This is a genomic window from Shimia sp. R9_3, from assembly GCF_017743755.1.
Classification (GTDB): domain Bacteria; phylum Pseudomonadota; class Alphaproteobacteria; order Rhodobacterales; family Rhodobacteraceae; genus Shimia.
Map to the genome: position 1 here is coordinate 848,222 of NZ_JAGHRP010000001.1, position 25,586 is coordinate 873,807.

The 25,586-nt window shown below is 58.9% G+C and carries 25 protein-coding genes; 12 read left to right on the top strand and 13 right to left on the bottom strand.

Going from position 1 to position 25,586, the window contains the following annotated elements; translation table 11 throughout:
- Nucleotides 1-570: 570 nt before the first annotated feature.
- Entirely contained in the window at nucleotides 571-1,476 is a 906-nt protein-coding gene (gene gcvA, locus J7412_RS03980) for a transcriptional regulator GcvA (RefSeq protein WP_209077273.1), read from the bottom strand.
- Nucleotides 1,477-1,618: 142 nt separating this feature from the next.
- Between gcvA and J7412_RS03985 the strand changes: the two genes are divergently transcribed.
- The 3 genes from J7412_RS03985 to J7412_RS03995 all read left to right on the top strand — a co-directional run bounded on the left by J7412_RS03985 (nucleotide 1,619) and on the right by J7412_RS03995 (nucleotide 4,526).
- Nucleotides 1,619-2,272 (top strand): pyridoxamine 5'-phosphate oxidase family protein, encoded by a 654-nt coding sequence (locus J7412_RS03985; protein WP_209077275.1) that lies wholly within the window; start codon nucleotides 1,619-1,621, stop codon nucleotides 2,270-2,272.
- Nucleotides 2,269-3,231: an alpha/beta hydrolase gene (locus tag J7412_RS03990; protein ID WP_209077277.1), complete on the top strand. Its 963-nt coding sequence runs from the start codon at nucleotides 2,269-2,271 to the stop codon at nucleotides 3,229-3,231. Before J7412_RS03985 ends, J7412_RS03990 begins: the two co-directional genes overlap by 4 nt.
- A gap of 113 nt (nucleotides 3,232-3,344) precedes the next feature.
- The gene (locus J7412_RS03995; RefSeq protein ID WP_209077279.1) at nucleotides 3,345-4,526 is read left to right on the top strand and encodes a PhzF family phenazine biosynthesis protein; all 1,182 of its coding nucleotides are present in this window, start codon (nucleotides 3,345-3,347) and stop codon (nucleotides 4,524-4,526) included.
- 77 nt (nucleotides 4,527-4,603) lie between these two features.
- On the opposite strand, the gene J7412_RS04000 is transcribed toward J7412_RS03995, so the two are convergent.
- The 9 genes from J7412_RS04000 to J7412_RS04040 all read right to left on the bottom strand — a co-directional run bounded on the left by J7412_RS04000 (nucleotide 4,604) and on the right by J7412_RS04040 (nucleotide 10,127).
- Complete coding sequence (locus tag J7412_RS04000; RefSeq protein WP_209077281.1) at nucleotides 4,604-5,206, bottom strand: NAD(P)H-dependent oxidoreductase; 603 nt, start codon at nucleotides 5,204-5,206, stop codon at nucleotides 4,604-4,606.
- A gap of 13 nt (nucleotides 5,207-5,219) precedes the next feature.
- On the bottom strand, nucleotides 5,220-5,594 hold the full coding sequence (locus J7412_RS04005; RefSeq protein WP_209077283.1) for a nuclear transport factor 2 family protein: 375 nt from the start codon (nucleotides 5,592-5,594) through the stop codon (nucleotides 5,220-5,222).
- Between the two features lie 4 nt (nucleotides 5,595-5,598).
- Nucleotides 5,599-6,255, bottom strand: coding sequence for an SDR family NAD(P)-dependent oxidoreductase (locus J7412_RS04010; protein ID WP_209077285.1), 657 nt, complete (start codon nucleotides 6,253-6,255; stop codon nucleotides 5,599-5,601).
- A 20-nt stretch (nucleotides 6,256-6,275) separates the two neighbouring features.
- Nucleotides 6,276-6,647, bottom strand: coding sequence for a nuclear transport factor 2 family protein (locus J7412_RS04015; RefSeq protein ID WP_209077287.1), 372 nt, complete (start codon nucleotides 6,645-6,647; stop codon nucleotides 6,276-6,278).
- Nucleotides 6,648-6,670: 23 nt separating this feature from the next.
- Complete coding sequence (locus tag J7412_RS04020; protein WP_209077289.1) at nucleotides 6,671-7,210, bottom strand: nuclear transport factor 2 family protein; 540 nt, start codon at nucleotides 7,208-7,210, stop codon at nucleotides 6,671-6,673.
- Nucleotides 7,211-7,235: 25 nt separating this feature from the next.
- Complete coding sequence (locus tag J7412_RS04025; protein ID WP_209077291.1) at nucleotides 7,236-7,682, bottom strand: nuclear transport factor 2 family protein; 447 nt, start codon at nucleotides 7,680-7,682, stop codon at nucleotides 7,236-7,238.
- A gap of 46 nt (nucleotides 7,683-7,728) precedes the next feature.
- Nucleotides 7,729-8,619 (bottom strand): SDR family oxidoreductase, encoded by an 891-nt coding sequence (locus J7412_RS04030; RefSeq protein WP_209077293.1) that lies wholly within the window; start codon nucleotides 8,617-8,619, stop codon nucleotides 7,729-7,731.
- Between the two features lie 93 nt (nucleotides 8,620-8,712).
- Nucleotides 8,713-9,201 carry a nuclear transport factor 2 family protein gene (locus J7412_RS04035; protein WP_209077296.1) on the bottom strand — a complete coding sequence of 163 codons (489 nt, stop codon included), beginning with the start codon at nucleotides 9,199-9,201 and terminating at the stop codon, nucleotides 8,713-8,715.
- 26 nt (nucleotides 9,202-9,227) lie between these two features.
- Nucleotides 9,228-10,127 carry an alpha/beta hydrolase gene (locus J7412_RS04040; RefSeq protein ID WP_209077298.1) on the bottom strand — a complete coding sequence of 300 codons (900 nt, stop codon included), beginning with the start codon at nucleotides 10,125-10,127 and terminating at the stop codon, nucleotides 9,228-9,230.
- A gap of 102 nt (nucleotides 10,128-10,229) precedes the next feature.
- On the opposite strand from J7412_RS04040, the gene J7412_RS04045 reads away from it, so the two are divergent.
- Nucleotides 10,230-11,144 carry a LysR family transcriptional regulator gene (locus J7412_RS04045; RefSeq protein ID WP_209077300.1) on the top strand — a complete coding sequence of 305 codons (915 nt, stop codon included), beginning with the start codon at nucleotides 10,230-10,232 and terminating at the stop codon, nucleotides 11,142-11,144.
- 59 nt (nucleotides 11,145-11,203) lie between these two features.
- On the opposite strand, the gene J7412_RS04050 is transcribed toward J7412_RS04045, so the two are convergent.
- On the bottom strand, nucleotides 11,204-12,163 hold the full coding sequence (locus J7412_RS04050) for a YecA family protein (RefSeq protein ID WP_209077302.1): 960 nt from the start codon (nucleotides 12,161-12,163) through the stop codon (nucleotides 11,204-11,206).
- 312 nt (nucleotides 12,164-12,475) lie between these two features.
- On the opposite strand from J7412_RS04050, the gene J7412_RS04055 reads away from it, so the two are divergent.
- The 6 genes from J7412_RS04055 to J7412_RS04080 all read left to right on the top strand — a co-directional run bounded on the left by J7412_RS04055 (nucleotide 12,476) and on the right by J7412_RS04080 (nucleotide 20,638).
- Nucleotides 12,476-13,150 (top strand): Crp/Fnr family transcriptional regulator, encoded by a 675-nt coding sequence (locus tag J7412_RS04055; protein ID WP_209077304.1) that lies wholly within the window; start codon nucleotides 12,476-12,478, stop codon nucleotides 13,148-13,150.
- A 145-nt stretch (nucleotides 13,151-13,295) separates the two neighbouring features.
- Nucleotides 13,296-13,502: a DUF2892 domain-containing protein gene (locus J7412_RS04060; RefSeq protein ID WP_209077306.1), complete on the top strand. Its 207-nt coding sequence runs from the start codon at nucleotides 13,296-13,298 to the stop codon at nucleotides 13,500-13,502.
- Between the two features lie 218 nt (nucleotides 13,503-13,720).
- Nucleotides 13,721-14,605, top strand: a complete 885-nt coding sequence (locus tag J7412_RS04065; protein ID WP_209077308.1) for an MBL fold metallo-hydrolase — start codon at nucleotides 13,721-13,723, stop codon at nucleotides 14,603-14,605.
- 57 nt (nucleotides 14,606-14,662) lie between these two features.
- Nucleotides 14,663-16,342: a bifunctional protein tyrosine phosphatase family protein/NAD(P)/FAD-dependent oxidoreductase gene (locus J7412_RS04070; RefSeq protein WP_209077310.1), complete on the top strand. Its 1,680-nt coding sequence runs from the start codon at nucleotides 14,663-14,665 to the stop codon at nucleotides 16,340-16,342.
- 105 nt (nucleotides 16,343-16,447) lie between these two features.
- Nucleotides 16,448-18,187: a sulfate permease gene (sulP, locus tag J7412_RS04075; protein WP_209077551.1), complete on the top strand. Its 1,740-nt coding sequence runs from the start codon at nucleotides 16,448-16,450 to the stop codon at nucleotides 18,185-18,187.
- A gap of 177 nt (nucleotides 18,188-18,364) precedes the next feature.
- Complete coding sequence (locus J7412_RS04080) at nucleotides 18,365-20,638, top strand: methyl-accepting chemotaxis protein (protein WP_209077312.1); 2,274 nt, start codon at nucleotides 18,365-18,367, stop codon at nucleotides 20,636-20,638.
- On the opposite strand, the gene J7412_RS04085 is transcribed toward J7412_RS04080, so the two are convergent.
- Nucleotides 20,635-21,852, bottom strand: a complete 1,218-nt coding sequence (locus J7412_RS04085; protein ID WP_209077314.1) for a peptidoglycan-binding protein — start codon at nucleotides 21,850-21,852, stop codon at nucleotides 20,635-20,637. The genes J7412_RS04080 and J7412_RS04085 overlap by 4 nt on opposite strands.
- A 194-nt stretch (nucleotides 21,853-22,046) precedes the next feature.
- Between J7412_RS04085 and J7412_RS04090 the strand changes: the two genes are divergently transcribed.
- Together J7412_RS04090 and J7412_RS04095 are read left to right on the top strand one after the other, a co-directional pair.
- A complete protein-coding gene (locus tag J7412_RS04090) occupies nucleotides 22,047-22,640 on the top strand; it encodes an OmpA family protein (protein WP_209077316.1) in 594 nt (197 codons plus the stop codon).
- Nucleotides 22,637-23,434, top strand: coding sequence for a caspase family protein (locus J7412_RS04095; RefSeq protein WP_209077318.1), 798 nt, complete (start codon nucleotides 22,637-22,639; stop codon nucleotides 23,432-23,434). Before J7412_RS04090 ends, J7412_RS04095 begins: the two co-directional genes overlap by 4 nt.
- 219 nt (nucleotides 23,435-23,653) lie before the next feature.
- On the opposite strand, the gene J7412_RS04100 is transcribed toward J7412_RS04095, so the two are convergent.
- Nucleotides 23,654-25,576: an acyl-CoA synthetase gene (locus J7412_RS04100; protein ID WP_209077320.1), complete on the bottom strand. Its 1,923-nt coding sequence runs from the start codon at nucleotides 25,574-25,576 to the stop codon at nucleotides 23,654-23,656.
- Nucleotides 25,577-25,586 lie beyond the last annotated feature (10 nt).

The window sequence follows — 25,586 nt, forward strand, 5'->3', positions numbered from 1 at the left end:
TTTGGCTTTAAGATCGCCTTACTTGCATCAAATACAAGTCAGGTTTCCCTTGAGTTGCCGAAGATATCGAGCAATGCGCCTAAGAACCCTCTTCTAAGTGTCCGTGCCGCGAGTTCGCTAAGGTGCAACTTGGGTATTTGAGATAGGAGAGACATGGGCACCGGTCATATCCGCCTTTGAGTCTAAGCCTTGCTCTCAAGCAGAAAGCGAAGCCTTGCAGTGAAACTGGTCGTCAGGACCGAATGATCTGTTTATGTAGTGCAAACATAAATGGTAAGTTGTAGCCGGACCATTCTGGATGGATTGAAAATCCTCGTGTCGGTGGTTCGATTCCGCCCCCGGGCACCATTTAAATCTCTGATACAGATTATCTGGTTTGGCTGCGCGGTTAGCAGTTTTAGATGGCATTTTGTTGTCTATGTCTGCAATGCGCCTAAGAGAACAACGAAACATGTTCTGCGAGTGGCTCAGACTGGTCGTTGGCTGTTTGCTCGTCACCCAGCGCATAGGCACCTATCCCACAATTGCAGCGGCAGATGAGCAAAGCCCCTGCGAGGTTGAGTTCGCGCTTCAGGCGTTTTTCAACTCCCGGAAGATCCAGTCGCGGAGTGCTGCGATGTTTGGGCGTCGCGAATGCGCTTCGGGATAGACAAGGTAAAAGGTTGATCCCAGTGGGATTTCTAAGTCGAAGAGCTCGACCACGCGTCCGGCTTGGACGTCTTTTGCCGATAGGACTCGCCACCCAAGGACAACACCTGCGCCATCGATGGCGGCCTGCAGCCCATGGTCCGGTAGGCTGAAGTGCATCCCGCGCGAGGCGTCCACGTCGGTTGTGCCGCTGGCGTCCAGCCAAGTCTGCCAAGTTGGTGCGTTGGGGTCAAAATCCATTGAGTGGTTGTGCAGCAGGACATGTTTTCGAAGATCAGAGGGCGTTCTGATCGCATTGGGGCCTTCAAGAAGACTGGGGCTGCACATGGGAATAACCGCCTCATCAAAGAGCTTGATGGCTTCAAGGCCGGGCCATTGGCCGTGGCCGAGGCGAATGGCGGCGTCAAAATCGTCGCGTTGAAAATCCACCAGACTCAGGCCAGTAGAAATGCGCACATCGATATCTGGATGTTCCGTATAGAACTTCTGCAGCTTTGGGATCAGCCACATCGCGGCAAAGGTCGGCGCGACGGAGAGGGCCAGTGAGCCGCCTTGATCTGCCTCCATCACGTTTTCCATGGTGCGATCGAGGCTGATGAACACCGCGTGGAGCTCTTTGGCGAGAAGCTGCCCAGCCTCGACAAGAACCAAGCCGCGCGTCCGGCGCCGAAACAGCGGGAAGCCGAGGAACTCCTCAAGTTTTTTGACCTGATGGCTGATCGCTGCCGGTGTGACAGACAGCTCTTCGGCAGCTGCCACAAAGCTGAGATGGCGCGCGGACGCTTCAAAAGCGCGGAGTGCGTTCAGGGGGTAGTTTTTGCGGTGCATGGCTATGACCTAGTTTTTCTAACCCTGCGATAGACATTGTCGTTTGTCAAATTGCGGTGCGACGCGCACATTTACATTCAGAAACAGCCCAGTCGGGCATCCCAACCAAGACGAATGAATGAGTTTCCGAAAGGAGAACGCTATGGCACGTGCCTTCGCGACCATCGCCTTTACGCCTGCCGTACGCTCGCAGCAGCATCGCAAGGGCTCTGCAGATGCCTATGCCAAGCTCTTGTCTGACGACGTAGTCTATCCAGATGAACTTGGGCCCCAAGAGATCGATTTTATCACCGCGCGTGACGGTTTCTATCAGGCCTCGGTGTCACAAACAGGGTGGCCTTATGTGCAGTTTCGCGGTGGCCCGGCGGGCTTTCTGAAGGTGCTGTCGGCCCAGACGCTTGGCTATGCCGATTATCGCGGAAACCGTCAGTATATCAGCGCGGGGAACCTGTCGGGCAATGACCGGGTGTCGATGATTTTGATGGATTACCCCAATCAACGCCGCCTGAAGCTGTGGGGCCGCGCGCGTCTGATCGAAGGCGAGGATCATCCCGAAATTCTGGACCAGCTGCATGACCCATCTTACCGGGCGCGTCCCGAGCGCGCGGTGATGATCACTGTTGAGGCCTTCGACTGGAACTGTCCCAGCCATATTTCCCAGCGCCTCACGGTCGATGAGGCGCACCAGGAGATTGCGGCGTTGCGCCGCGAAAACGAGGCCCTGCGGGCCGAAACCTCTGCCATGCGCGCGACGCTCGCGCGCGGCACCCCAACTTTGAAAGGAAATGACCAATGACAAAATCTTTGCGTATCCCCGTACTTACCACGCTGCTGGCCGGCACCATGCTATTGCCGATGATCCACCCCAACAGTGCGACCGCTGCGGAAAGCCCCTTTGCCGTGGATATGAAATCCATGGAGATTGACGGGCACAATATTGCCTATCGCGAAGCAGGTGACCCGTCCAAACCGACCGTGCTTCTTCTGCACGGGTTTCCCACCTCGTCGCATATGTTCCGCGACCTCATTCCCGTGCTGGCCGAGGATTATCACGTGATTGCACCGGACTATCTGGGCTACGGCGCATCGGACATGCCATCTGCGGAAAGCTATGACTACAGCTTTGCCAATGCTGCGGAAACCGTCACCCGCCTGATCGATGCCAAAGGGGTCGACACCTATAGCGTCTACCTGATGGATTACGGCGCGCCTGTCGGGTATCGCATGTTTGCCGAACACCCCGAGCGCGTCACGGGGTTCGTGATTCAGAACGGCAATGCCTATGATGAAGGCCTGCGCGAATTCTGGGATCCGATCAAAGCCTATTGGGCCGATCCCAGCACGGAAAACGGCGATGCGCTGCGTGGATTTCTGACGCTTGACGCAACCAAATGGCAATTCACCCATGGTGTGGGCGATGTCTCCACAGTCAGCCCCGACAACTATTGGCACGTTCAGTATCTGCTGGACCGTCCGGGCAACCAAGAGGTGCAACTGGAGATGTTCCTGGACTACGGCACCAATGTCGCTGAGTACCCCAAGTGGCAGGCCTTGTTCCAGGAGCATCAGCCGCCAGCGCTGATCGTCTGGGGCAAGAACGACCATATCTTTCCCGCAGATGGCGCCCATCCCTACAAGGCGGACCTGACCGATGTGGAATTCCACCTGCTGGACACCGGCCATTTCGCGCTTGAGGAGTATGGCGATGTGATTGCGGCTGAGATGCAGGAGTTTCTCGCACGCGTCACCCAATAAAGGCTTCCGGCCCTGGCGTGATGATCCGCCAGGGCAGTACAAACGGGCAGCCATGACATCCCGCATTTGAGCTGCCCGTTCTGACCAGCAATGACAGAAAAAGGACCAAACCCATGAAAGACAGCATCAACCTGAACGTTCTCCGAGTGGCGGCCTTCTCCGATGGCACCGAGGGTGGCAACCCCGCAGGTGTCGTGCTCGGCAATACGCTTCCTTCCGACCCCGAAATGCAGCGCCTCGCTCAGGAGGTGGGATATTCCGAAACAGTATTCGCCGCGCCTCAGGGTGACGCATGGCGGGTGCGCTACTTCTCGCCCGAGGAAGAGGTGGCGTTCTGCGGCCATGCCACCATCGCGCTGGGCAACGCCCTGACCGCGCGAGAGGGTGCCGGACTGTTTCAACTTGATCTGAATTCGGGTCGCATCAGCGTGGAAACCAAGAGTGACGGCAGCGCCACGCTGACCTCCCCTCCCACCCACAGCGCTGAGGCGGACCCGGATCTGGTGGCGGCGGGGCTTGCACTCTTTGGCCTGAAAGCCGCCGACCTTGACCCCGCATTGCCACCCGCGCGCGCCAATGCTGGCAACAATCACCTGATCCTTGCATTGCGTGACAGACAGAGGCTTGCGGCAATGTCTTATGATTTGGCGGAAGGCGCGCAGCTCATGCGGGCGCATGACCTGACGACGATCAGTCTGTTGTGGGCCGAAACACCGCGCCTTTTTCACAGCCGCAACGCCTTTGCCATTGGCGGCGTGGCCGAAGACCCCGCGACAGGGGCCGCCGCCGCTGCATTGTCTGGCTATCTGCGCGACATCGGCTGGCCACATGAGGGCGAGATCGACATTGTGCAAGGAGAAGACATGGGGGCGCGGTCGCTGTTGAAAGCGCAGTTCAGCGCCACTCCGGGCGAAGGTATTCGCGTCTCAGGAACAACTCGGATCATAGAGTCCGACACGCCAAGGGTGGATGGGGAGGCGACGTCACCGGTGACCGTTCTGGCGCCAATCAAACTTGCTGAAGGAAAAACAGAGGCAGATCTGCTTGCGGCTTCGGGCGTTTTTCAAAGGGACTTTGTCGCCCATGAACCGGGCATTTTACGCCGTGAACTTGTGCGCAAACCTGACGGCACATACCTCGATATCGTGCAGTTCCGAAGCCACGAGGACTATCAGGACGTGGTCAAAAAAGAGATGGAGTCGCCGGTGTGCGCGATGTTCTTTTCGGTTATGGACCTTAGCGATTTTGATCCCGACGCCGAGATGGATGTATACATCTCGCTCGAAACACACTGAACAAGCGTTTGCGGCTCCGGTGGGGGCCGCAAGGCTGGGGCCCGAAGAGGGTTCGTCTCCCCTCTTCGGTGCGGTGCCTAACTCACCGCCGCCGCTTTCTCAGGATCAGCTTCCAATTCTCGTAGCAAGCGCGCCTGTTTTGCAGTCGGGTCAAGCTCTGGATCGCTGACATGTTGCAGCATGGGCAGGACGCTTGCTTCGATTTCATCGCCGGTCGCCCGCGCCATGCCGTGGAACACAAACGGGCGCAGGTAGCGCATGTGGGCGAGCAGCGCTGTTTGCTGGAATGGCTTTAAGAACTCATCCATTGAGAAGTTGTTGTAGCCGCCAGCGTGATAGCTATCTGCGGGTCCGCCCGTGGAAATAAGCAACAGAAACTCGCGGCCGCTGAGTTTGTCGCCGCCCGGCCCATAGGCAAACCCGTAGCTCAACACCTGATCCATCCAGGCTTTCAGCACCGGCGGTGCGGAATACCAATAGAATGGAAACTGAAAGATGATCCTGTCATGAGACAGGAGCGCGGCCTGTTCCGCTGCAATGTCAAACCTCATGGTCGGGCCGCCAATCTGTGTCAGATTGCGGGTTGTGACATCTGGCACGGAAGACAGCGTATCAAACCAAACCTTGTTGATCTGAGAGTTCTCAAGGTTCGGGTGCGCGGTGAGGACAAGAATTTTCATGGTGGGATCTCTATTAAATCTCAACTGTGTAGTGAGTGATCTGCGGGGTACCAGCAGCTGTCAGGGAATACCGCCAGTGCTCTTTGGCTGTGATTTGGACAGGCGCTCCATTCAGCAGATTTGCATGCATTTCGACGGTAAAGCGGACTTCATTTTCGGTGATGTGAATGTCGCTCAGCCTGTGTGTGATGGGGGGCGTGAAAGTGCTCAGAACAGTGGCGTACCACGCCCTGAACCGATCATGCCCATGCAGAGAGGAGTCGATGTCTGGCATATCCCAGATCACATCGGGGTGTAGGTCGGGCAGAAAGGCGTCAACTGGATCCAGACGATCAAATCGGGCAAACCAGTCTGCGATGAAGGCCTGCATTTGAGGAAATTGTGTCACGGGGTCACCACGCGATTTTCTTGCGGTCGCGGAAGAAGCCACCGGATGGTCCGCTGTCTTCCAGTGTGGCGAGCCAGATGGCGGTGTCTGCGCCTTCTTCAGGGGAGCGGGATGCCCCCATGCCACCCATCCGCGTGCGCACCCATCCGGGGCACATGGCGTTGACCTTGACCGTGCCGGGCAGTGTGTTTGCTGCGGCCACCGTCAGGGCATTGAGCGCCGCTTTGGCAACGCCGTAGGCGCCGGGGCCAGACACACCGTCAGAGAAGGCCCCCCAACCCGATGACACATTGACGATACGCCCGTAGTTCCGATCCTTCATGCCCGGCGTCAGCAAGTGCATGAGCAACATTGGACCATGCACCATGACGTTCATGGCTTCATCAAAGTCAGCAGGGGTGCTCAGGACCGAACCAGATCCAAGCACGCCTGCGTTGTTGACCAGAATGTCGATATCGGGGGTGACTTCTGTGGCGTGCAGAATGCTGGAGGGTGCGCTCACATCCAGCTGGACGGCCGAAGCACCGATTTTATCTGCCACTTTCTCGCCGGTGGAGAGATCGCGGCAGCCGATCACCACCTCATGGCCTTTGGCGACCAAGCCCTGCGCAATCGCAAGGCCGATGCCTCTATTGCCACCTGTTACAAGTGCCCGTGCCATAGCTTTGCCTTCCTTATGCGTTAATCTGCGTATTGCAGCGACACGCGGGTGATCAGGCCGTCACCGTTCCACCAGTAAGAATAGTGGGCGACCCAACTCAGCCAGTTCACTTCGGTTTTCGCATATCCTTCGCTTTGCTCCAGAATTTTGCGATGCGCGAAACTGGTCCCGATGGGCATAACCTCACGCAGAGACCAGGCGCGGATGGCCTCCGCTCCATTGAAGGTGCGGGAGACGTCGATCATTTCGGCATCAGGTGTGAAGCACGCCATATATGCGTCAATGTCTTCGGCATTTGTGCTGGTCTGATAACAGGTGATGGCTTGGGGCAAATCCTCTGCGACAGTGGGAACCGCAAGAAGTGCCAGGCAGGTTGTTATGTGCTTCAGCATTGGATTTGCTCCTGTTTTGGCGATCAGTTGTTGCCAGCGGCGACGCGTGCGGTGGCGAGTGCGGGCAGGTTCTCATTGCCCAGTTGCGCCCGCAGGTTTGCGCGCATGAAGGTGATCTTCCAGCCGGCGTCGGTTTTCGCCAGTTCGTGCTGATAGTCGCCAATGAACACCCATGTATCCTCGCCGTCGTTTTCCAGAATATGCGTGGCGTAGATGTTGGCGGTGGTCGTGGCGGTATCCCCATCGATCTGCACGCTTTCGGTGCCCATCAGGTGGTGGGTCCGGTCATAGCCGGGCAGAACGGTCTGCCAGGCGGCCACGATCTCAGCCGGAAGCAATGTCGGCAGATCGGCAGAGGTGCCCGCAGAGGCATTGGCATAAGATGTATAATCCAGCACGGCGCCGTCTGGGTGGAATTGGGCCGCAACCTGGTCCCAATCGCCCTGATCGGCATAGTAGCCAACATTGTTGATCGCGTTGAGAACCTGCTGTTCATCTGACATCTCGGCCAGTGCAACAGATGCCGTTGCAACAAAGAGCGCGGAAGTAAGAAGCGTTTTCATTTGGAATTTCCTTGTTGTCTGTGGGTCAAGACGCGGCGCGGGATTGCGCCAGTGCGGGGAGGTCGGTGTTGCCGGTCTGGAATTTGAACTGGAAGGTGTTCCCGCTGAGCCTCCAATCGGGGCCGATTTTGGTCAGTGTCAGCACATAGCTGCCGTAGACCGTCCACACTTCCCCTGCTTCCACGCCAGCGATCTGATGATCTGCCGTGACATAGGTGCGCCCGGTGGCCGAGTTGCCATCGGTCTCGATGATCAATGGGCCTAGCTGGTGGTGGGTGCTGTCAAAGCCTGGCAGTACAGACCGCCAGCCGCTCAGGATGTCGGCAGAGGCGAGATCAGCGGCGGGACCTGCGCCAAAGCTGGAATAGTCCAGATGAAACGGGTTGGTCATCAGGCTGTTCGCGGCTGCCCAGTTTTGCGTGTCGACGGCTTCAAAGAAGCGTTGAACGGCATTTGTGATGTCATGTGTCATGGTTTGATCCCGTTGGATGGCGCCAGCTGTGGCTGCGTGGAGCGGCTTAGGCGAGTTGACCGCCTGTTGCGTCCAAGTCTGTTCCGTTGATGGAGCTGGCTTCGTCGGAGGCCAGGAACATCACGCCAACCGCCATTTCATGCGGTGTCATGATGCGCGGGGTGACAAAATTTGGGGCCATGCCTTCGTAGGTCACGCCTTGATAGTCAAAGCTCCCTTGCAGCATCGGTGTGTCCACCGCCAACGGCGAGATGGAGTTGAGGCGAATGTTGTCTTTGGCAGACACGTTGGCGCCCGCTTTGGTCAAACCACGCACGGCGTGTTTGGACGCGCTGTAGTGCCCTGTGAAGCCAAAGCCGCGATGGCCCGCAACCGATGCCATATTGATGATGGCGCCGCCGCCCTGTGCTTTCATCTGTGGAATGGCGTATTTCATGCCGTAGAAGACACCTTCGACATTGGTGGCCATGTGGTCCTGGAACTCTTCCACCGGGATGTCTTCGATCAGCGCAGGGGTCATGAAGATGCCCGCGTTGTTGAACAGCACATCCAAACGACCCGCTTCAGAGACGATGGTTGCGATGAAGCGCTCCACCTGGGCCGGGTCGCGCACATCGGTCACCATCCAAGTCACGTCACCGCCTTTGGCGCGGATCTCTGCTTCCACTTGTTTGCCCAGAGCATCGCGACGGGCGGTGATGTAGACTTTTGCACCTTCCATGGCGAACGCATCTGCCGTGGCTTTGCCAATGCCGGAGTTGCCGCCGGTGATGGCCACCACTTTGCCCTGAAAGCGGCCTTCGGAGTTCGCGGTGGTCGCGGGCTCTGCGGGGGTCAGCGTATTGGCTGCGGCGGCCCCGGCCATTGCCGCTCCGGCAAGGACAATGCCCCCACCTGTCAGAAAGGCGCGTCGGCTGTTAAATTCTTGATCGGACATAGCTGTCTTGCTCCCTAAATCTCAGGGTTGAAAATTGGATGGGTCTGGGAGGAATGGCGCGCTTTCTCAAGAGATAAGCGCGCCAGGCGCTGTTCAGTCGGCGAGCCGCTCTGGGACAGGCTTCAGCTGATACTGGGACCAGAAGAATGTGTTTGCGGCATCCTGATCCGCAGAGAGGTTTGTGGCTTCGACAATTTTGCCGTCTTCAATCCGGTAAAGGAGCGCCCATGTGGTATCCACATTCGGCTTGCCTTCGGCGTTGGACCAACCACGGTGGATATCAACCACATGGGTTTCATCCGCACCAAAATAGATCGGATCGGCCAGGAAGCCAGCGACACCGAGCTGCGCGAAGAAGGCCAGAACCTCGTCACGCCCGTTCTTGGTGCCCGAAAGCGGGTGTCGGCCCGGGATATGCCATTGGACGTTTTCGTCCATCACGGCAGCAATGCCATCCAGGTCATTCTCACCGTAGGCGGCAAAGAAATCCTGCACGACTTTGATGTTTTCCTCAGGTGTTCCAGCCATGGACATGCTCCCTGCAAGTGTCGCGGCAATCGCGGTTGTGATCAGTGTTTTCATCGGAAAATCTCCCTGTTGAGCGCGGTTTATGCGTTTAGAAAGTCCGCCACGGCATCAGACGCAGCCTTCACAACGTCGACGCGGTCATAGAAATCAAACTGAGTGACGTCTTCGCCCAGCCACAGTTTTTCCAGCGGGGCATTGGTGCGGGCTTCATAGGCTTCAGCGCCTGCGAGCAAAGCAATCGAAGGTGACCCAACCATCAGGACAGGCTTGGTCAGGCGGTCTGCTGAGGCCTGCGCATCATAGGTCAGCCAAGGCTTCCAACTCGCCACAGAGAATTTGTTGTCATAGGCAGCGATCAACCCGCGATCTTCTTCGGTGTAATATGGCGCCTGATACATCACAGAGTTTGCATCGGTGGCACTTGCTCCAAGCAGTACGGTCTCTGCTGCGTCGTCAGCCTCGCTTGCAGCGATCATGCCGGCAACAGCCTCTGCTCCGCCATAGATGCCTTCAGCCATCGGTGCATCGTGAAGCCAAGGGGCCACCAGAGCGAGTTTGCCGAGCTGCTCGTTGTCTGCAACCACCTCGGCCATATAGCCGGAGGAGGCACAGATGCCTAAGCCGTAGAGCTCTTTGATGTCTTCTCGGCCTGCCATATAGGCCGCCGCTGCGTTGATATCCGCTGTCTTGGTCACCGGATCTTCGACGTAACGCGGCGTGCCCGCGCTTTCGCCCCAGCCTGTGAAGTCAAAGGCCAGCGCGGCAAAGCCCCGCGCCGCCAACTCACGCGCATAGGTGCCGGGCATCTGCTCTTTCACAGTGGTCCAGGCGCCTGTGACGATGACACCGGGTATCCTGCCTTCAGGGGTGTCCGGCTTGTAAAGCGTGCCTTTGAGGGTCACGCCCTTGCTGTCAAAGCTTACAGGCTCTGTCGCAACACCTTTTTGGACCGGTTTGTTTTGCAAATTGATCGTTGCCATCTGGCTTCTCCCTCAGTGGGTTCTGTTGAAGAGAAGATAGCTTGGCGGATGAAATATGATAATATGATCATTAACCACCACTATTGTGTATGAAATCGAAGAATGCGCCTGCCACTTGCCACTTTGGAAATCTTTGACGCAATCGCCCGCGAGGGATCGCTCAAGGGCGCAGCGAAGCGTCTGGGGTTGCAGCCCTCAACGGTGAGCCATCAGTTGAGGTCCCTGGAGGATCAACTCGGGACCGCGCTGTTCATACGCACCACACGCTCCATCAGCCTGACAGAAGCCGGGCGGGCGCTTCTGCGTGGGGCGGCCCCTGCCTTTGATCAGCTTTCTGAAGCGGTAGAAACGGCCCGCACAGTTGGGCACGCGCCGCGGGGCTCATTGCGGCTTGCCATGACCGATTTTGTGTATGCCATGCATGTGGGACCGGCCCTGCCCAGCTTCCGCGAGGCCTATCCTGAAATTGAAATCGAGATGTCTTTCACCGATGCGCTGAGCGATCTGTTGGGCGAAGAGCTGCATGCCGGGTTTCGTCTCGGCGACCGCATTGCCCCTGATATGGTGGCGGTGCGCCTCACCCGGTCAGAGCCTTTGGCTGTTCTGGCCAGCCCTGCTTATCTGGAGCGCCACGGCGTTCCACAAACCCCTGCTGAGTTGCTGAACCACAGTTGTATCCGATACCGTTTCCCGACCTCCCGCCAGATTGCCCCCTGGACCTTTTCAGAAGACGGCGGCGACTACACCGTGGACGTTGGCGGAAAGCTCATCGTCAACACGCTCCCGTCCGTCGTTGACCTTGCCAAGGCAGGGCATGGGTTCATCTTCACGTTTCGGGACTTTTGCGCGAAGGACATTGAAGCCGGACATCTCGTCACGGTGCTGGATAGCTATCTGGGTAACGCCGCCGGCAGCTACATCTATTTCCCCCGAGAATACCGCAACATGGTGCCACTTCGGCTTTTTGTGGATCATTTGAAAGCTGTTGTGGCTGGCGGTCTTTCCCTCACGGATTGAAGCAACGACCACCCAACTAAGCATGCTCCTTGCAGCGGCCCCAGCGCCACGCTCCGAAATCACGCAACCGCAAAATCCGCCAAATCACCACTTGCGTTTGCCTGTACCGGGGCTTGCAGTTTGAATTCGTGATACATCATCGGCACCACGAAGGGGATCAGGTCGACGAGGATGTCGCGGTCGGCGAAGGCGAAGGTGTCGATAGCATTGGTCCGGTGGGAGACGTGGATTTTGCCGTCGTTGAGGAAGTCGAGCAGGGGGAGCAGGAAGTCTTGATGGCTCAGGTGGAGGCCGTTGGCGGTCCAGCTGTCCGGGCGCAGGGCGGCGGCGGCGAGGAAACCGGCGCACCAGGATGTTGGGTCCATGGCGCCCTCTGCGGTTTCGTCAAACTCCGGCGCGAGGTGCTTGCTCTCTTCGATGCCTGCCAGAATGTCGTCATAGAGGCCGCCAACCGCGATGATGACACTTTCGGGAAGGTCCTCTGGAGCGCCCAGAGCGACGTGAAGCCATTCATAGGCTGGGACGGACTGAGGGGAGCAGATCACGCCGGTGAGGTAACCATCCAATTGGGAGACTGAAGTGCATGCTCCGCCTGCCGATTGGGTTTCCAGAAACTCTTCGATGGTGTTGAAGTCGTTGAGGCGGCGCATAAAATCGTCCTGGAGGGCCTCGTCAACTTCCAAAGCCAAGGCATGTTCTTTTGCGGCGTCTGTGTCCCATTCGGAAAGGGTGGCAAGGCTTTCTTCTTCTGCCTCCAAGGACTTGAGCGTCCGTTTGGATGTGGTTGGTTCGAGCGCCACAAAGATCGCTGTGATTACCAAAGTGGCGATGCCGCCACCAAGCCAGCCTAGAACCGGGGCACTGATCCAGGTGGCCCCCATTACGGCGGCGGAGATTGCCAGCAAAAGGGAGCAGCCAAGATTGAGCAGGATGATTTGCATGACATTGAGGCGCGGGGCGTCGTTGGTCTTTGTGGCGGCGGTGGCAAGAACGATCTGGTTGGCGGTCATCGGTTTCATAGCGGGTCTCTCCGGGCGGATGGGGAATTCTGAAAGAGAACCATTCTGGTTTGGGTCTGGGGGACCGTCAGTGTTTCGACTGTGACGTTTGTATACCGTCGTATTCATTTGTCGATTGGGTGGCAGAGGGTGAATGCAAATAGCCCTAAGGCAAGGCGGCTATACTTTAGGTTAGTTGGGGGCGGCTTTAGCGACCTATGGCACACTGTATCGGCGATTAAACTCGCATCCCTTGGCCTTGCTCCGGACCCAATGGACCCGGAATTCAGGATGCACTAAGACTCAGGCGGGATCATCTGAGGGGGCATGCTGATGGACGAGAATTGGATTGAAAAGTTCAATGGCCTGAGCCGCTTGCCTGCAGAAATACAGGCGGCGTTGGAAGCGGGCAGCGAGATTGTTTCGGTTCCTGCGGGCACGCAGATCTTTGCGCCGGGGCAGACGGCTGACAATCTGTGGTTGCTTCTGGATGGTACTGTGAAGGTGCAGCAAAGGTCGGACACCGGGCGCGAGGTGTTTCTGTATCGGGTGCATGCGGGGGAAAGTTGTGTTCTCACCACCGCCTGTATGCTGGCCTTTGAGGATTACTCGGCGGAAGGCGCTGCGGAGACCGATGTGAAAGCGGTGGCGATACCACGCGCGACCTTTGATGATCTTGTTGGTAAGTCGCCGGTGTTTCGGGAATTTGTGTTCACCGCCTACTCGCGCCGGATCACCGATCTGTTCACGCTGATCGACGATATTGTCTTTCAGCGGATGGATGTGCGGCTGGCGTCCCGTTTGCTGGAGCTCGCGGATGCGGGCGATGTTGTGCATGCGACCCATGCCGCGCTGGGCACTGAATTGGGCACGGCGCGGGAGGTTATTTCGCGCACCCTGTCGGAATTCCAGCGGCGGGGATGGGTGGAACAATCCCGCGGCGAGGTGAAGCTTTTGGAGCGGGAAGGGCTGGAGCACCTTGTGAAGACCTCAGGGGCGCATCGGTAAGACGTCTGGAGCTCTTTTGCGAGAGCACAGGGCGGAAAATCCCGTCAGATTTCATGAAACTCCATTGCTTGGTGACCATGTCACCAAAGTCTCCGGGCACCGCATGCGAATGTGGCCAGGCAACGATTCGACCTGGAGACGAAAAATGATGAAGAACATGGGAATGATTGACCGCGGCGGCCGTCTGATCATCGCGGCGGCATTGGTGCATCTGGCGCTGGTTGCAGGCCTTATTAGTGGTGTCCTTTTCTGGATTGCCTTGGCAGTTGCCGCTGTGTTCACGCTGACGGCGTTTGTCGGGAATTGCCCGCTTTATCGCATTGTCGGCCTCAAGACCTGCCGCGACTGCTGATCCACGCGCGGGCCAAGGGCGCGAGGGGCCTTCCTTTTGAGATGGCTTTGAGCGCTCTGCAGCGCACCCGGATGCGTTTGGCTTTGGTAGGCGATTGCCGGGGCTGCGCGCCAGCGGTGCGGCTGCCGAGGCGCGCTTTCAGCCAATACGCGGTCACACAAGCCGTCACTGATTTGGAAGACCAAGGGCGCGGGGCGCGTCCTGAGGAGGAGAAACCTATGACTGATTATCCCGTCAACATCACCGTGAAACCTGAGGTTCAGGCGTTCTTTGACGAGGCGACCAACACCATCAGCTACATTGTCAAAGACCCGTCTTCAAAGAGCTGCGCGATCGTGGATTCGGTGATGGACATCGACTATGCGGCCGGACGTATCACCTTTGATCACGCGGACGAGTTGATCCGCCAGATCGAGGCGCAGGGCCTTAAGCTGGAGTGGATCATTGAGACCCATGTGCATGCAGACCACCTGAGCGCGGCACCTTATCTGCAGGAGCGGTTGGGCGGGAAAATCGGGGTCGGCTCCAAGATCACCGTGGTGCAGAACGTGTTTGGCAAGGTGTTCAACGAAGGCACCGAATTTCAGCGCGACGGGTCGCAGTTTGATGCGCTGTTTGAGGATGGCGACACCTATATGGTCGGCAATATGCAGTGCTTTGCGATGTATACGCCGGGGCACACACCCGCTTGCATGGTGCATGTGATGGGCGATGCGGCTTTTGTCGGGGATACGCTTTTCATGCCTGATGGCGGCTCTGCCCGCTGTGACTTTCCCGGCGGCTCGGCAGAAGAGCTTTATGAGAGCATTATGAAAGTGCTGGCGCTGCCGGACGAGACGCGGCTGTTTATGTGCCACGATTATGGCCCCGGCGGCCGTGCCATCGCCTGGGAAACCTCGGTGGCGGAGCAGAAAGCGGCCAATATCCATGTTGGCCAAGGCAAGACCAAGGAAGAGTTTGTCAGGTTCCGCACCGAGCGGGATGCGCAGCTCTCGATGCCAAAGCTCATCATTCCATCGCTGCAGGTGAACATGCGCGCGGGCGAAGTGCCGACCGATAAAGACGGCAACCCGATGCTCAAGGTGCCGGTCAACGGCCTGTAAGCGGCAATGCGCGCAGAGGCGTGCGATCCGCCAAAACCGCCCGGAGGAGGGGTTCACATGAACATCAAACGACTAACCGATCAGGTTTCGGTCAGCCCGCAGATTGTGGCCGATGATATTGCCGAGATTGCCGCGCAGGGCTTTCGCACCATTCTGTGCAATCGGCCCGATGGCGAGGGGGGCGATCAGCCTTCCTTTGAAGAGATAGAAGCTGCGGCCAAGGCCGCAGGGATTGAGGCGCGCTATGTGCCGGTGCAATCGGGCATGGTGCGCGATGAAGATGTGGCCGCATTTGGCGCGGTTTTGGAGGAGATCCAGCGCCCGGTTCTGGCCTATTGCCGGACCGGCACACGCTCGGCAACGCTGTGGTCTTTCCATCAATCCAAATCGCGCCCGATGGCGGAGATTCTCGCGGCCACCAAAGCGGCGGGCTATGACATGAACGGCGTGGCGCGGCGTATTTCCAATGGGGGCAAAACCCCCACAGATACCGGAGACGCGCATTTTGAGGTGGTGATTGTTGGTGCAGGTGCCGGGGGCATCGCAGTTGCCGCCAGCCTGAAGGCACGACAATCGGGCCTCAATATCGCGGTGATTGATCCTGCAGACATCCACTACTATCAGCCCGGCTGGACCATGGTGGGTGGCGGCGTGTTTGAGGCGCAAACAACCGCCAAGACCATGGGGTCTCTCATCCCCAAAGGCGTGCATTGGATCAAATCCGCGGTGGCGGCATTTGAGCCGGAAAACAACGCGGTCATTCTGGATGGCTGCCGGGTGGTGAAATATGATCGCCTGGTGGTCTGCCCGGGCCTGAAACTGGATTGGGCAGCCGTCGAAGGACTTGAGGAGACGCTTGGCCGCAACGGGGTGACCTCAAACTACCGCTATGATCTGGCACCTTATACCTGGCAGCTGGTGCAGGAGTTGCAGGAGGGGCGTGCGCTGTTCACCCAGCCGCCGATGCCGATCAAATGCGCGGGGGCTCCACAGAAGGCGATGTATCTTTCCGGAGATGCCTGGCACCGCAATGGGCGGCTGAAGCACATCGACCTCCAATTCATGAACGCCGGCGGGGTACTTTTCGGGGTGAAGGACTATGTCCCTGCGCTCTCGCAATATGTTGAGAAATACGACGCAACGCTGAACTTCTTCCACAACCTCGTCGCGGTGGATGGGGCTGCGAAGACGGCCACGTTCAAAGTGGCCCAGCCAGACACCGATCCTGCGGAGGTCACGGTGGACTTTGACATGATGCATGTCTGCCCGCCGCAGGTGGCGCCGGATTTCATTCGGGTGTCGCCCTTGGCCGATGCCGCGGGGTGGGTCGATGTGGATCAGGCCACCTTGCGCCACACGGCATATGACAACATCTGGTCCCTTGGCGATGTGATGAATGCGCCAAACGCCAAGACCGCCGCCGCCGCGCGCAAACAGGCCCCGACGGTGGCCGATAATATCGTGGCGGATATTGCGGGACGCTCGCCAACCTCGGCCTATGACGGATATGGTTCCTGCCCGCTGACGGTGGAGCGCGGCAAGATTGTGCTGGCGGAATTTGGCTATGGCGGTGTGCTCAAACCCAGTTTCCCTACTTTCCTGCTGGATGGCACCAAACCCAGCCGGGCAGCCTGGTTTTTGAAGGAGACCATGCTGCCGCCGATCTACTGGAAGGCCATGCTCAAGGGGAAGGAGTGGCTGGCAAAACCGGAGAAGATCAAGGTCGCGCCGAACTAAAGCGCGCTCCGCCAGCGTCGCGCCCGCCTGTTCCATGTCGCGATGGGCGGGCGCAGACCTGCGCGATGGGCAGAGGCCCGTGAAACTCAGATGACGGAAAACACAATGTCCCACCCCCTGCGCCGGTTTGTTCCCATTCTTGATTGGGGGCGTCGCTATGACCGGAACGCGCTGTCAAATGACCTGATCGCAGCGGTGATCGTGACGATCATGCTGATCCCGCAGTCGCTGGCCTATGCGCTGTTGGCGGGGTTGCCGCCGGAGGCGGGCATTTACGCCTCGATTGCGCCGATCATCCTGTATGCGATCTTTGGGACCAGCCGCGCTTTGGCGGTGGGGCCGGTGGCGGTGGTGTCGTTGCTGACCGCGGCAACCATCGGGCAGGTGGCAGAGCAGGGGACCGCCGGTTACGCGGTTGCAGCACTCACGCTGGCGTTTCTGTCCGGCGCGTTTCTGGTGCTGTTGGGTGTTTTACGGCTCGGGTTTCTGGCGAACTTCCTGAGCCATCCGGTGATTGCCGGGTTTATCACCGCCTCGGGCATCCTGATTGCCGCCAGCCAGGTCAAACATATTTTGGGTGTCAGCGCCCATGGGCATACGCTGCCGGAGATGCTGCTGTCGATTGCCCGCCATCTGAATGAGATCAACTGGATCACAGTGGGGATTGGTGTTCTGGCTGCGGGCTTTCTGTTTTGGGTGCGCGGCAACCTGAAGCCGCTTCTGAAAAAGCTTGGGACAGGGCCGCTGCTGACTGATCTTCTGGCCAAGGGTGGTCCGGTTTTTGCGGTGGTGGCGACCACGCTTGCGGTCTGGGGGCTGAATTTGGGGGAACAGGGCGTGCGCATTGTTGGGGATGTGCCGCAAAGCCTGCCGCCGCTGACCCTGCCGGAGCTGAACAGTGATCTTATCGGCGCGCTTTTGTTGCCCGCCATCCTGATTTCGATCATCGGCTTTGTGGAAAGTGTCTCTGTGGCGCAGACCCTTGCGGCCAAGAAACGCCAGCGCATTGATCCGGATCAGGAGCTGATTGGATTGGGGGCGGCCAATCTGGGGGCGGCGTTCACCGGGGGCTTTCCTGTCACCGGGGGCTTCTCCCGCTCGGTGGTCAATTTTGATGCCGGGGCGGAAACCCCTGCGGCGGGGATCTTTACGGCGGTGGGGCTGGCGGTGGCAGCGGTTGCGCTGACCCCTCTTGTGTATTTTCTGCCAAAGGCAACGCTGGCGGCGACAATCATCGTGGCGGTGCTGTCGCTGGTGGACTTTTCGATCCTGCGAAAGACCTGGGCATACTCTCGCGCGGATTTCATCGCGGTGGCGGCCACGATTCTGCTGACGCTGGGGCTGGGTGTGGAGGTTGGTGTGGCCAGCGGTGTGGCCATTTCGGTGCTGCTGCATCTTTATAAGACCTCCAGCCCCCATGTGGCGGAGGTGGGGCTGGTGCCCGGCACGCAGCACTTTCGCAATATCCACCGTCATGAGGTGGAGACTGTGTCCACGCTGGTGACGCTGCGGGTGGATGAGAGCCTCTACTTCGTCAATGCGCGGTTCCTTGAGGATTTGATCCAGAGCCGTGTCACCGCCGGTTGTGAGGTGCGCGATGTGGTGCTGATGTTCTCTGCGGTCAATGAGGTGGACTATTCCGCGCTGGAAAGTCTGGGAGCCATCAACGCCCGCCTGCGAGATATGGGGGTCGGGTTGCATCTATCAGAGGTAAAAGGCCCGGTGATGGACCGGCTGCGGCGCTCGCATCTGATTGAGGCGCTCAATGGCGAGGTTTTCCTGTCTCAATATGACGCCTGGCAGAGGTTTGGCGTGCCGCAGGCTGTGCCTCAGGTTGCAGAGTAGGGGCGGCGAGAAGGCGTGTGGCCCGTGAAAAGCGCAATATTACAGCACTAGGGTAGGCGACCTCCTCCTTTGGGATAGGTCACATGACCGCTTAAAGATTTCTCAGGATTTCTGCGCTTAGGCTCAGTGAAAAGCGCGAACACGTCGCGTGAGAAGGCATGGTCGGGAGGCGTTTCTATGCTCAAGTTTGGCAACCTTTCGCTCCGGCTCAAGCTGCCCCTGCTGATGGTCGCGCTGACCGCCACGTTCCTTGTGGGGGTGTCCTTTTCCGTCTACCGGATGGCAGAGCAGACCATTCGGCAGAATGTGTTCTTTTCTCATGAGACCTCCGCCAATGCGGCCCAGCAGGCGCTGACGGCCATGATTGATGCGGTGCGTCGCGATCTGGTGATGAATGCGGATCAGCCCACGACTTTCCGCGCGATCAGCAATTTTGAGCGCGTGATCAAGATGATCGAAGCCGATGATCCGATCCAGTATCTCACCGACACTTACGTCACTAACAATCCGCATGCGGCAGAAGAGCGTGCCAAACTGGTCGATCCCGGAGATGGCGAATACTACAGCCAATCCCACGCCAGCTACCACCCAACGTTTCTGCGGGCGCTCACGCTCAATGGATACAAGGATATGTATCTGCTCAACACAGAGGGGCGGCTGCTGTATTCGGTGACCAAACAGGCGGATTTCGCGCAGGATTTCTCTGCCGGAGCAAATGCAGAGACAGGTTTGGGGCAGGTGTTTCAGGCCGCTTTGAAGGCGCAACCGGGAGAGATCAGCACATCTGATGTTGCCGCTTACGCGCTTGGCGATGGCGGGGCAGGGGCCTTCCTTGCGATCCCGGTGCTGAGCAAGAAAAAGGTGATCGCGGGTGTTCTGGCGGTGCAGCTTTCCAGTGAGCGTATTGCGCAGGCCTTGGCGGGTAATCTGGAGCCAAACGGCGGGCAGAACATGTTTCTGGTCAGCCAGGATGGACGCGCGCGCAGCCCGTCTTTGATTGAGGGGCAGTTTGCGGTTGGGGACATCTTGCCTGATGCGCCGCATATTGCTGCGGCCGTGGCGCGCGAAGAGGCGTTGTTTGAAAGCGTGGCAACCGACGCTGGGCATGCCGTGATTGGGCTCGTCAAACCTCTGGATGTGGATGGGTTCTCCTGGGCGCTGGTGATGGAGACAGACCGCAATGCGGCCTTTGCGGTTGTGCGCGACATTCGCATGCTGGCCATCGCCATGATCGCTGCGGCTGTTGTCTTGGCCACGGGCGTGTCTTGGCTTGTCGCAAGCCGGATCACGCGTCCGATCCAATCTCTGCGGGAGGTGACAAGCGCGCTGGCGGAAGGGGCCTATGATGTGGAGATCACAGGGCGCGCGCGGGGCGATGAGCTTGGCGATCTGGCCAACGCGATGGGCAGTTTCCGTGACCGCCTGAAGAGCGCGGATGCGGCCTCTGCCCGCGAAACGCAGGCGGCGCAGAAAACAGCACATGTGGTGGCAACCATGAATGATGCGCTGTCTGATCTGGAAGGCGGCAATCTGGCGTGTGACATCACTACGCCTTTTGCCGAGGATTACGAAACGCTGCGAGAGAGCTTCAATCGCGGCCTCGCCAACCTGCGCGACATGATGTCAGGTGTGATCGATGCGGCGGGCAATGTGGATCAATACTCCAGCGAGCAGAAATCTGCGGCAACCGTGCTGGAGGCGCGCACAGAGGCGGCCGCTGCGACATTGGAGGAAACCGCGCGCGCGGTGGATCACCTGTCTGAAGGTGTGACAGCCACTGCGGATCGCGCAACCCGTGTTGATACGGCCATGCAGGCCGCGCGCAATGAGGCGGAGAGCAGCCGCGATGTTGTGTCCTCTGCGGTGTCGGCGATGGATCAGATCCAGACGGCCTCTGATGAGATTGCGCAGATCATCGGTGTGATTGACGACATCGCCTTTCAGACAAACTTGCTGGCCCTAAACGCGGGTGTTGAGGCTGCGCGCGCAGGCGAGGCCGGCAGCGGATTTGCCGTGGTGGCCTCTGAGGTGCGGGCGCTGGCACAGCGGGCCTCTTCTGCTGCGGGCAAGATCCAGACCCTGACCGGAGCCAGCGAGGACCATGTGGCCAATGGCGTTGCCATGGTGGGGCGTGCAGGCGAGGCGCTGAGCAGCATCATCACGCAGGTGGGGTCTGTGTCCGATCTGGTGACCGAAATTTCCGAAGGTGTGCAGGAGCAGGCGTCTGATCTTGATGAGGTCAATGCGGCCATGCGCAAGCTCGACAGCATGACCCAGCAGAACACGGCCATGGCAGAAGAGGCCGCCGCCGCCAGTCAGATGTTGCAGGGCGAGGCGCAAAACCTGACTGGCATTGTGTCGCGTTTTGAGATGGATGCAGCCAGGGCAGAGGCAGAGACAGCGTTTGAGGAGCCGGAAGCTAACTTGGAAGACACACGCCTAAGTGCCTAAAATTCGACGTCTTCTTTGATGAAATCATAGAGGTTTTTATAGAGCCCTTCGCAGTTTTGGTTGTTCACACATTGCGGTGACGTTGCGGGGGCTGCGGGCGTGGTGGCGCGTGCGGCGGGCTTGGCGGGCTGGCGTGGCTGCTTTGGCACGGATGCGGGTACCGATGCTGGCTTGGCTTTGGCGACGGGGGGCGGGGTGGCCGCTTTCAGGCGCTCGATAAAGTCAAAATCCACTTCGCCATTGGCAATGAGATGGTGCTTGGTTTGAAACCGGGTGATCGCCTGACGGGTGGCAGAATCCAGCGTGCCGCTTGGGCTGCCGCTAAGATAGCCGAGCGCGATCAGCCGGCGCTGTATGCCCTTGGTCTCCGCACCGGTAAGCACATGTTTGCGCTCGCGTTTCTGGGCGGCGCGGGCATCTGTCATATCGCCCTGCAGACATTGCCAATAGGGCACACCCGCGTGTTTGCCCAACAGCTCGATCAGGCCAAGCTCAATCAGATTGCGCACCGCTTGCCCCTGACTTTCGACGCGGTCGATGGAGATCGGGACCGCCACATCCAGATCGTCGATCATGCCTGCGACTGTGCCGCTGAGCCCGCGACGGGAGACAACCATGGAATTGGAGACAGAGCCGCCAGCGAGCACCTGACGGCTGGGATATTGCACGAGATGCAGATCCACCGAGACAATCGAAAGCGTGCGTTTGCTGCGGTAAAGCGAGGTGGTGATGCCGCGCCCGCTGTTGGAGTCATGGCCTGCGGTGATGGTGTTGTCGACCGTGTCAGAATCGAGCTGGGAAATTGATCCTCTGATGTAAAGGTTGGGTTTGACCTCCCCCTTTTTGCGGGTTGTCACCAGCTCCAGCTGGCCAAAACCGGAGATGCGGGCCTGATCCAGAAACACATAACGCCCGCTGCGTTGGTTCATCTGGTTGAGCGCGTTGATGAGCATGTCGTCAGCGCCCACATCAATGTCGCGCGTGTCATCTGGGATGTCTGAGGACGACACCAGATAGCGCCGCGCCGGCAGCTGGGCAAAGAGCCCGTCCATGCAGCGCAGGGATGGGGCAAAAGAGGTGAAATTCCGCGCCGGGCGCGCATTGGGCTGCGCAATAGCGGGGGCAAAACTGGCGTGCGAAGAGGCGCAGCTGGTCAAAATGAACGCGGCCAGAAGCCAGAAAATCACAACGGAAACAAAGCGAACCCGAACCAAGAGGACACCATACACATAACCAAAACACCCCAATAGTGTGCGGCCAGTTGGTTTACACCGGTAAAACGGATCGGTGTTGTTGTGCGCGTTTTTGCTGCGAATTTTCTAAAAATTGAAGGCTCCCAAGTTACGCTCTGTTTAGGCTTTCATGCCAGAATAGAAGCGTTGCCACTGTGTTGTGTTTGGTTCTGGCTATGATGTTTGTGCGGTTTTTCAGCTTTGTTGGGGCTTTCTTCCTACTGTCTTCTCAGGTGTTTGCAGCCTCGCGTGAGCTGCCGGTTTCGGCAGACGGTTGCGCGATCCATTTTGCGCTGACAGGGCAAGTGGGGGCGGGGTGCGTGCCGCCTGCTAGAGCGGAACTTGGCGTCGCGCGGCGATTGCCGCCTGCGGGGTTTGACACTGCAGCGGCCACTCTGGACAGCGTGCCTGAGGAGCAGGGGTATTTTATCCGCTTTCCCTTTAATTCTGATGATTTGACAGAGGAATATAAGGCTCATCTGGCGCGGTTGGGGCGTGTTTTGAATGCGCCGAAGCTGGCGCAGAGTTGTATCAAGCTGGTTGGCCATGCGGACAGTGTGGGCGGGCCTGCCTATAACCGGCGGTTGTCCGATGCGCGGGCGCGGGCGGTAGCGGCAGCGCTGGCCAGCGCGTCCCAAGTAGATATGGGCCGGATCGCCACAGAAGCGCAGGGCGAAACCGCTCTGCTGAGCGGCATCCCGGGGCCACATCCGTTAAATCGCCGCGTGGAAATTCTGGCGCGGCCGAGCAATGGGACCCGTTGCAAGTGATCTGGCGGGCTCTGGTTGTTCTGCTGATCGGTGTCGTGGGCGTTGCGCACGCCGCATGGGCCGACATTCGCGATCAGCGGTATGTCGCGCTGGTGATTGGAAGCGGGGCCTATCCGGGGGCGGCGGCGCTGACCAATGCGGTGGCGGATAGCGGGGCGATTGCGGCGCGTTTGCATGCGCTGGGCTATAGTGTGATGCACCTTGAAAATCCGACACAAGCGGAGGTGATGCGCACGCTGGCCGTGTTGCGCTGGGCGGCTGAGGATGCGCAGCAGGTGGTGGTTTATCTGGCTGGACATGGGGTGATGCAGGCGGGGCAGGCCTTCTATGTGCCGGTGGATGCGCTGAAGCGGACGCAGTTTGATCCGCCAGCGCAAAGCCCGACGGAGATGCAGATGGGGGGGTTGTCTCAAACGGTGCCACTCTCCGCCATTGTACAGGCGCTTTCAGACAAACCGCGCAACAAGATTATTTTTTTTGACGCATGCCGTTCGGTTGTATCTCCGATCATGGACGGGATTGGCGGAAGCAGGCGTGCCATGGAGGCCGGGGTCGCCATCGCATTTGCGTCTGCACCGGGCACGGTGGCTTATGACGGTCAAAATGGTCACAGCCCTTTTGCGCAGGCTTTTTTGCGCCATGTCACACAAAATGCCCCGCCTCTGGAGGATGTGCTGCGCCGCATTCGGGTCGATGTGGTGCGCCAGACGCAAGGGGTGCAGGTGCCTTGGGTGCGATCTTCGATGCTGCAGCGTGCGTTTGTGCAACCGATGTCTTCTGCGCCCAATGGCTAGGGCATGAGCTGACGGCTGATGAGAAGGGGCGAGCTTGGCGCTGAGCGGGTCAAACCGGTGGTTTCAGCCCTTCGGTGCAGATCAGCCTTTGGGCAATCTTTGTTGGCGCTCTTGTGGCAGGGCAGGCATGGCGGACCTCTGTGGTGGGGGCAAAGTAAGAAGCGCGGCAGAGGAGACTGCGGCGCTTCAAATCTGTCAGTTTGGCTGAGGTGTCGCGGGTCAGCTGATGTCGACGGTGAAGGCAAATTGGCCCAATGCGCTTTGCAATGCGTCTTGACCGGATGCGACTGCAACTTTGGCAACAACGCCGCGGCTGGCATCCTGCACCACATCGAGGCTGAGCAGCTCGGCAGAGAGTTTTTGTGTCTCTTCCCGCACGGTGCGTTCGATTTCCATCATGTTGAGCGTGACCTTGTGGATCTTGCCAACAGCGGTCACCGGCAGGGTTTCAAGACAGATGAAATCCTTCGGCACCGCCGCGCGTTCGGTCACATGGGTTTGCGCAAACTCCAGAAGCGCGGCCGCATCAACCTCTGTGCCAGCGGATTTCTGATAGTACATCACCGGCACTTCGCCCACTTTGGCGTCCGGGCGGCCGATCACAGCGGCCATAGCGACGGCGGGGTGCTTGTGCATGGCTTCTTCGACGATTTTGGGGTCGATATTGTGACCGCCACGAATGATCAGCTCTTTCTTGCGGCCGGTCATCCAGAAGTAGCCATCCGCGTCACAGCGTGCGAGGTCGCCGGTGTTGAACCAGCGCTTGCCCTCTTGCTCCAGCCAGATGCCCTTGTTCTGTTCTTCGATCAGGTAGCCGTCAAAGACGTTGGGGCCGGTAATGTAGATCACCCCGGCCTCATCGACCTCGGCCCAACGCTCAAATTCGTCGTTGTCGTTGAGAATGGCGATGCGCATGTCCTGATAAGGGAAGCGCATGCCGATGGAGCCGATGCGCGGCTCGGGGTTGTTGATCGGGTTCATGGAAGACGCCAGAACGCCTTCGGTCATGCCGTAGGCCTCAACGATGGAGACGCCGGTTTCCGCCATGAAGGCATTGAACAGTTCGACCGGCATCGGCGCCGCGCCACAAGCGCCAAAACGCAGGGAGCTGAGGTCTTTGTCTTTGTGCGGCACCTGCATCAGCGCGCCGTAGATGGTGGGCACGCCGGAATAGGAGCTGATGCCGTAGTGCTCAACCATGTCCCAGAACCCTGCGATCACGCCTTCGCCGCGATAGCCGGAAGGGGTGGCCAGCACGATATGGCCGCCGTGCATCCATGGCAGCAGGCCGGTTACGAGCATGGCGTTGGTGTGAAAGAGCGGCAGGCCGCACAGCGCTGCGGTGCCCGGGCCGACGTTTTCCGCGCCGACATAAAGGCTTGGGCACCAGGAGTTGTAGACTTCGCCAAAATGGGTGCGTTTCACGATTTTGGGCAGGCCGGTGGTGCCACCTGTGCAGAGCATGGTGGAGGTGTCCTGCGGACCCGGCGCAGCAAAGGTGAGCGCGTCGGATGGATCGTTGGCGATTTCGTCCAGCAGGCGGGACATGGTGACATTGGTGCCCTCAAGCGTGGGGGCGACCGGAGGAAGAGGCAGGGTTTCAGGCCAGACGCCATCCCCTTTGATGTAAGGCGCAAAGTTGCAGAGCAGGATGTGCTCCAGGCCGGGCACGTCTTTGGCTGCGGCGCTGGCTTTCTCCCAGATGTCGACACCTGGGGTCTGCTCGAGCGTGATCAGCACTTTCACACCGGCGGCCTTCAGAAGGTCAGCCATGTGATCGGCTTCCATCAAGGGGTTGATGGCGAGCATGCCACCTGCCGCGCTGCCGCCCCAGATCGCGAAATGGGTTTCCGGCATGTTGGGCAGGATGTAGGCCGCCACATCGTCGCGGCCGATGCCGAGGCGACGCAGGGCGTTGGCGGTTTGGGTGATGCGCGCGAGCAGCTGGCCATGGGTCAGCACATAGGGCGTGCGCATGGCGGCGGCGCTCAGAAAGAAGCTGAGAGCAGGGGCATCAGGGTTGAGCGCTGCGCCTTTCTGCAGCGCCTCATAGGTGCTTTGCGGCAGGTGCCGATCCTGCAAAGGTGTCCGCTCGAACGCAAGAATTTCATCCATGGTTTTGAGAACGGTATTGTTATTCATTGTCTTTCCC

Coding starts and splice junctions, on each gene's coding strand:
- J7412_RS04025 (WP_209077291.1), bottom strand. CDS start 7,682: ATGACACATGACATCACAAATGCCGTTCAACGCTTCTTTGAAGCCGTC.
- J7412_RS04030 (WP_209077293.1), bottom strand. CDS start 8,619: ATGTCCGATCAAGAATTTAACAGCCGACGCGCCTTTCTGACAGGTGGG.
- J7412_RS04015 (WP_209077287.1), bottom strand. CDS start 6,647: ATGCTGAAGCACATAACAACCTGCCTGGCACTTCTTGCGGTTCCCACT.
- J7412_RS04010 (WP_209077285.1), bottom strand. CDS start 6,255: ATGGCACGGGCACTTGTAACAGGTGGCAATAGAGGCATCGGCCTTGCG.
- J7412_RS04050 (WP_209077302.1), bottom strand. CDS start 12,163: ATGAAACCGATGACCGCCAACCAGATCGTTCTTGCCACCGCCGCCACA.
- J7412_RS03985 (WP_209077275.1), top strand. CDS start 1,619: ATGGCACGTGCCTTCGCGACCATCGCCTTTACGCCTGCCGTACGCTCG.
- gcvA (WP_209077273.1), bottom strand. CDS start 1,476: ATGCACCGCAAAAACTACCCCCTGAACGCACTCCGCGCTTTTGAAGCG.
- J7412_RS04020 (WP_209077289.1), bottom strand. CDS start 7,210: ATGAAAACGCTTCTTACTTCCGCGCTCTTTGTTGCAACGGCATCTGTT.
- J7412_RS04090 (WP_209077316.1), top strand. CDS start 22,047: ATGATGTTTGTGCGGTTTTTCAGCTTTGTTGGGGCTTTCTTCCTACTG.
- J7412_RS03995 (WP_209077279.1), top strand. CDS start 3,345: ATGAAAGACAGCATCAACCTGAACGTTCTCCGAGTGGCGGCCTTCTCC.
- J7412_RS04045 (WP_209077300.1), top strand. CDS start 10,230: ATGCGCCTGCCACTTGCCACTTTGGAAATCTTTGACGCAATCGCCCGC.
- J7412_RS04065 (WP_209077308.1), top strand. CDS start 13,721: ATGACTGATTATCCCGTCAACATCACCGTGAAACCTGAGGTTCAGGCG.
- J7412_RS04060 (WP_209077306.1), top strand. CDS start 13,296: ATGATGAAGAACATGGGAATGATTGACCGCGGCGGCCGTCTGATCATC.
- J7412_RS04040 (WP_209077298.1), bottom strand. CDS start 10,127: ATGGCAACGATCAATTTGCAAAACAAACCGGTCCAAAAAGGTGTTGCG.
- J7412_RS04070 (WP_209077310.1), top strand. CDS start 14,663: ATGAACATCAAACGACTAACCGATCAGGTTTCGGTCAGCCCGCAGATT.
- J7412_RS03990 (WP_209077277.1), top strand. CDS start 2,269: ATGACAAAATCTTTGCGTATCCCCGTACTTACCACGCTGCTGGCCGGC.
- J7412_RS04035 (WP_209077296.1), bottom strand. CDS start 9,201: ATGAAAACACTGATCACAACCGCGATTGCCGCGACACTTGCAGGGAGC.
- J7412_RS04055 (WP_209077304.1), top strand. CDS start 12,476: ATGGACGAGAATTGGATTGAAAAGTTCAATGGCCTGAGCCGCTTGCCT.
- sulP (WP_209077551.1), top strand. CDS start 16,448: ATGTCCCACCCCCTGCGCCGGTTTGTTCCCATTCTTGATTGGGGGCGT.
- J7412_RS04100 (WP_209077320.1), bottom strand. CDS start 25,576: ATGAATAACAATACCGTTCTCAAAACCATGGATGAAATTCTTGCGTTC.
- J7412_RS04000 (WP_209077281.1), bottom strand. CDS start 5,206: ATGAAAATTCTTGTCCTCACCGCGCACCCGAACCTTGAGAACTCTCAG.
- J7412_RS04080 (WP_209077312.1), top strand. CDS start 18,365: ATGCTCAAGTTTGGCAACCTTTCGCTCCGGCTCAAGCTGCCCCTGCTG.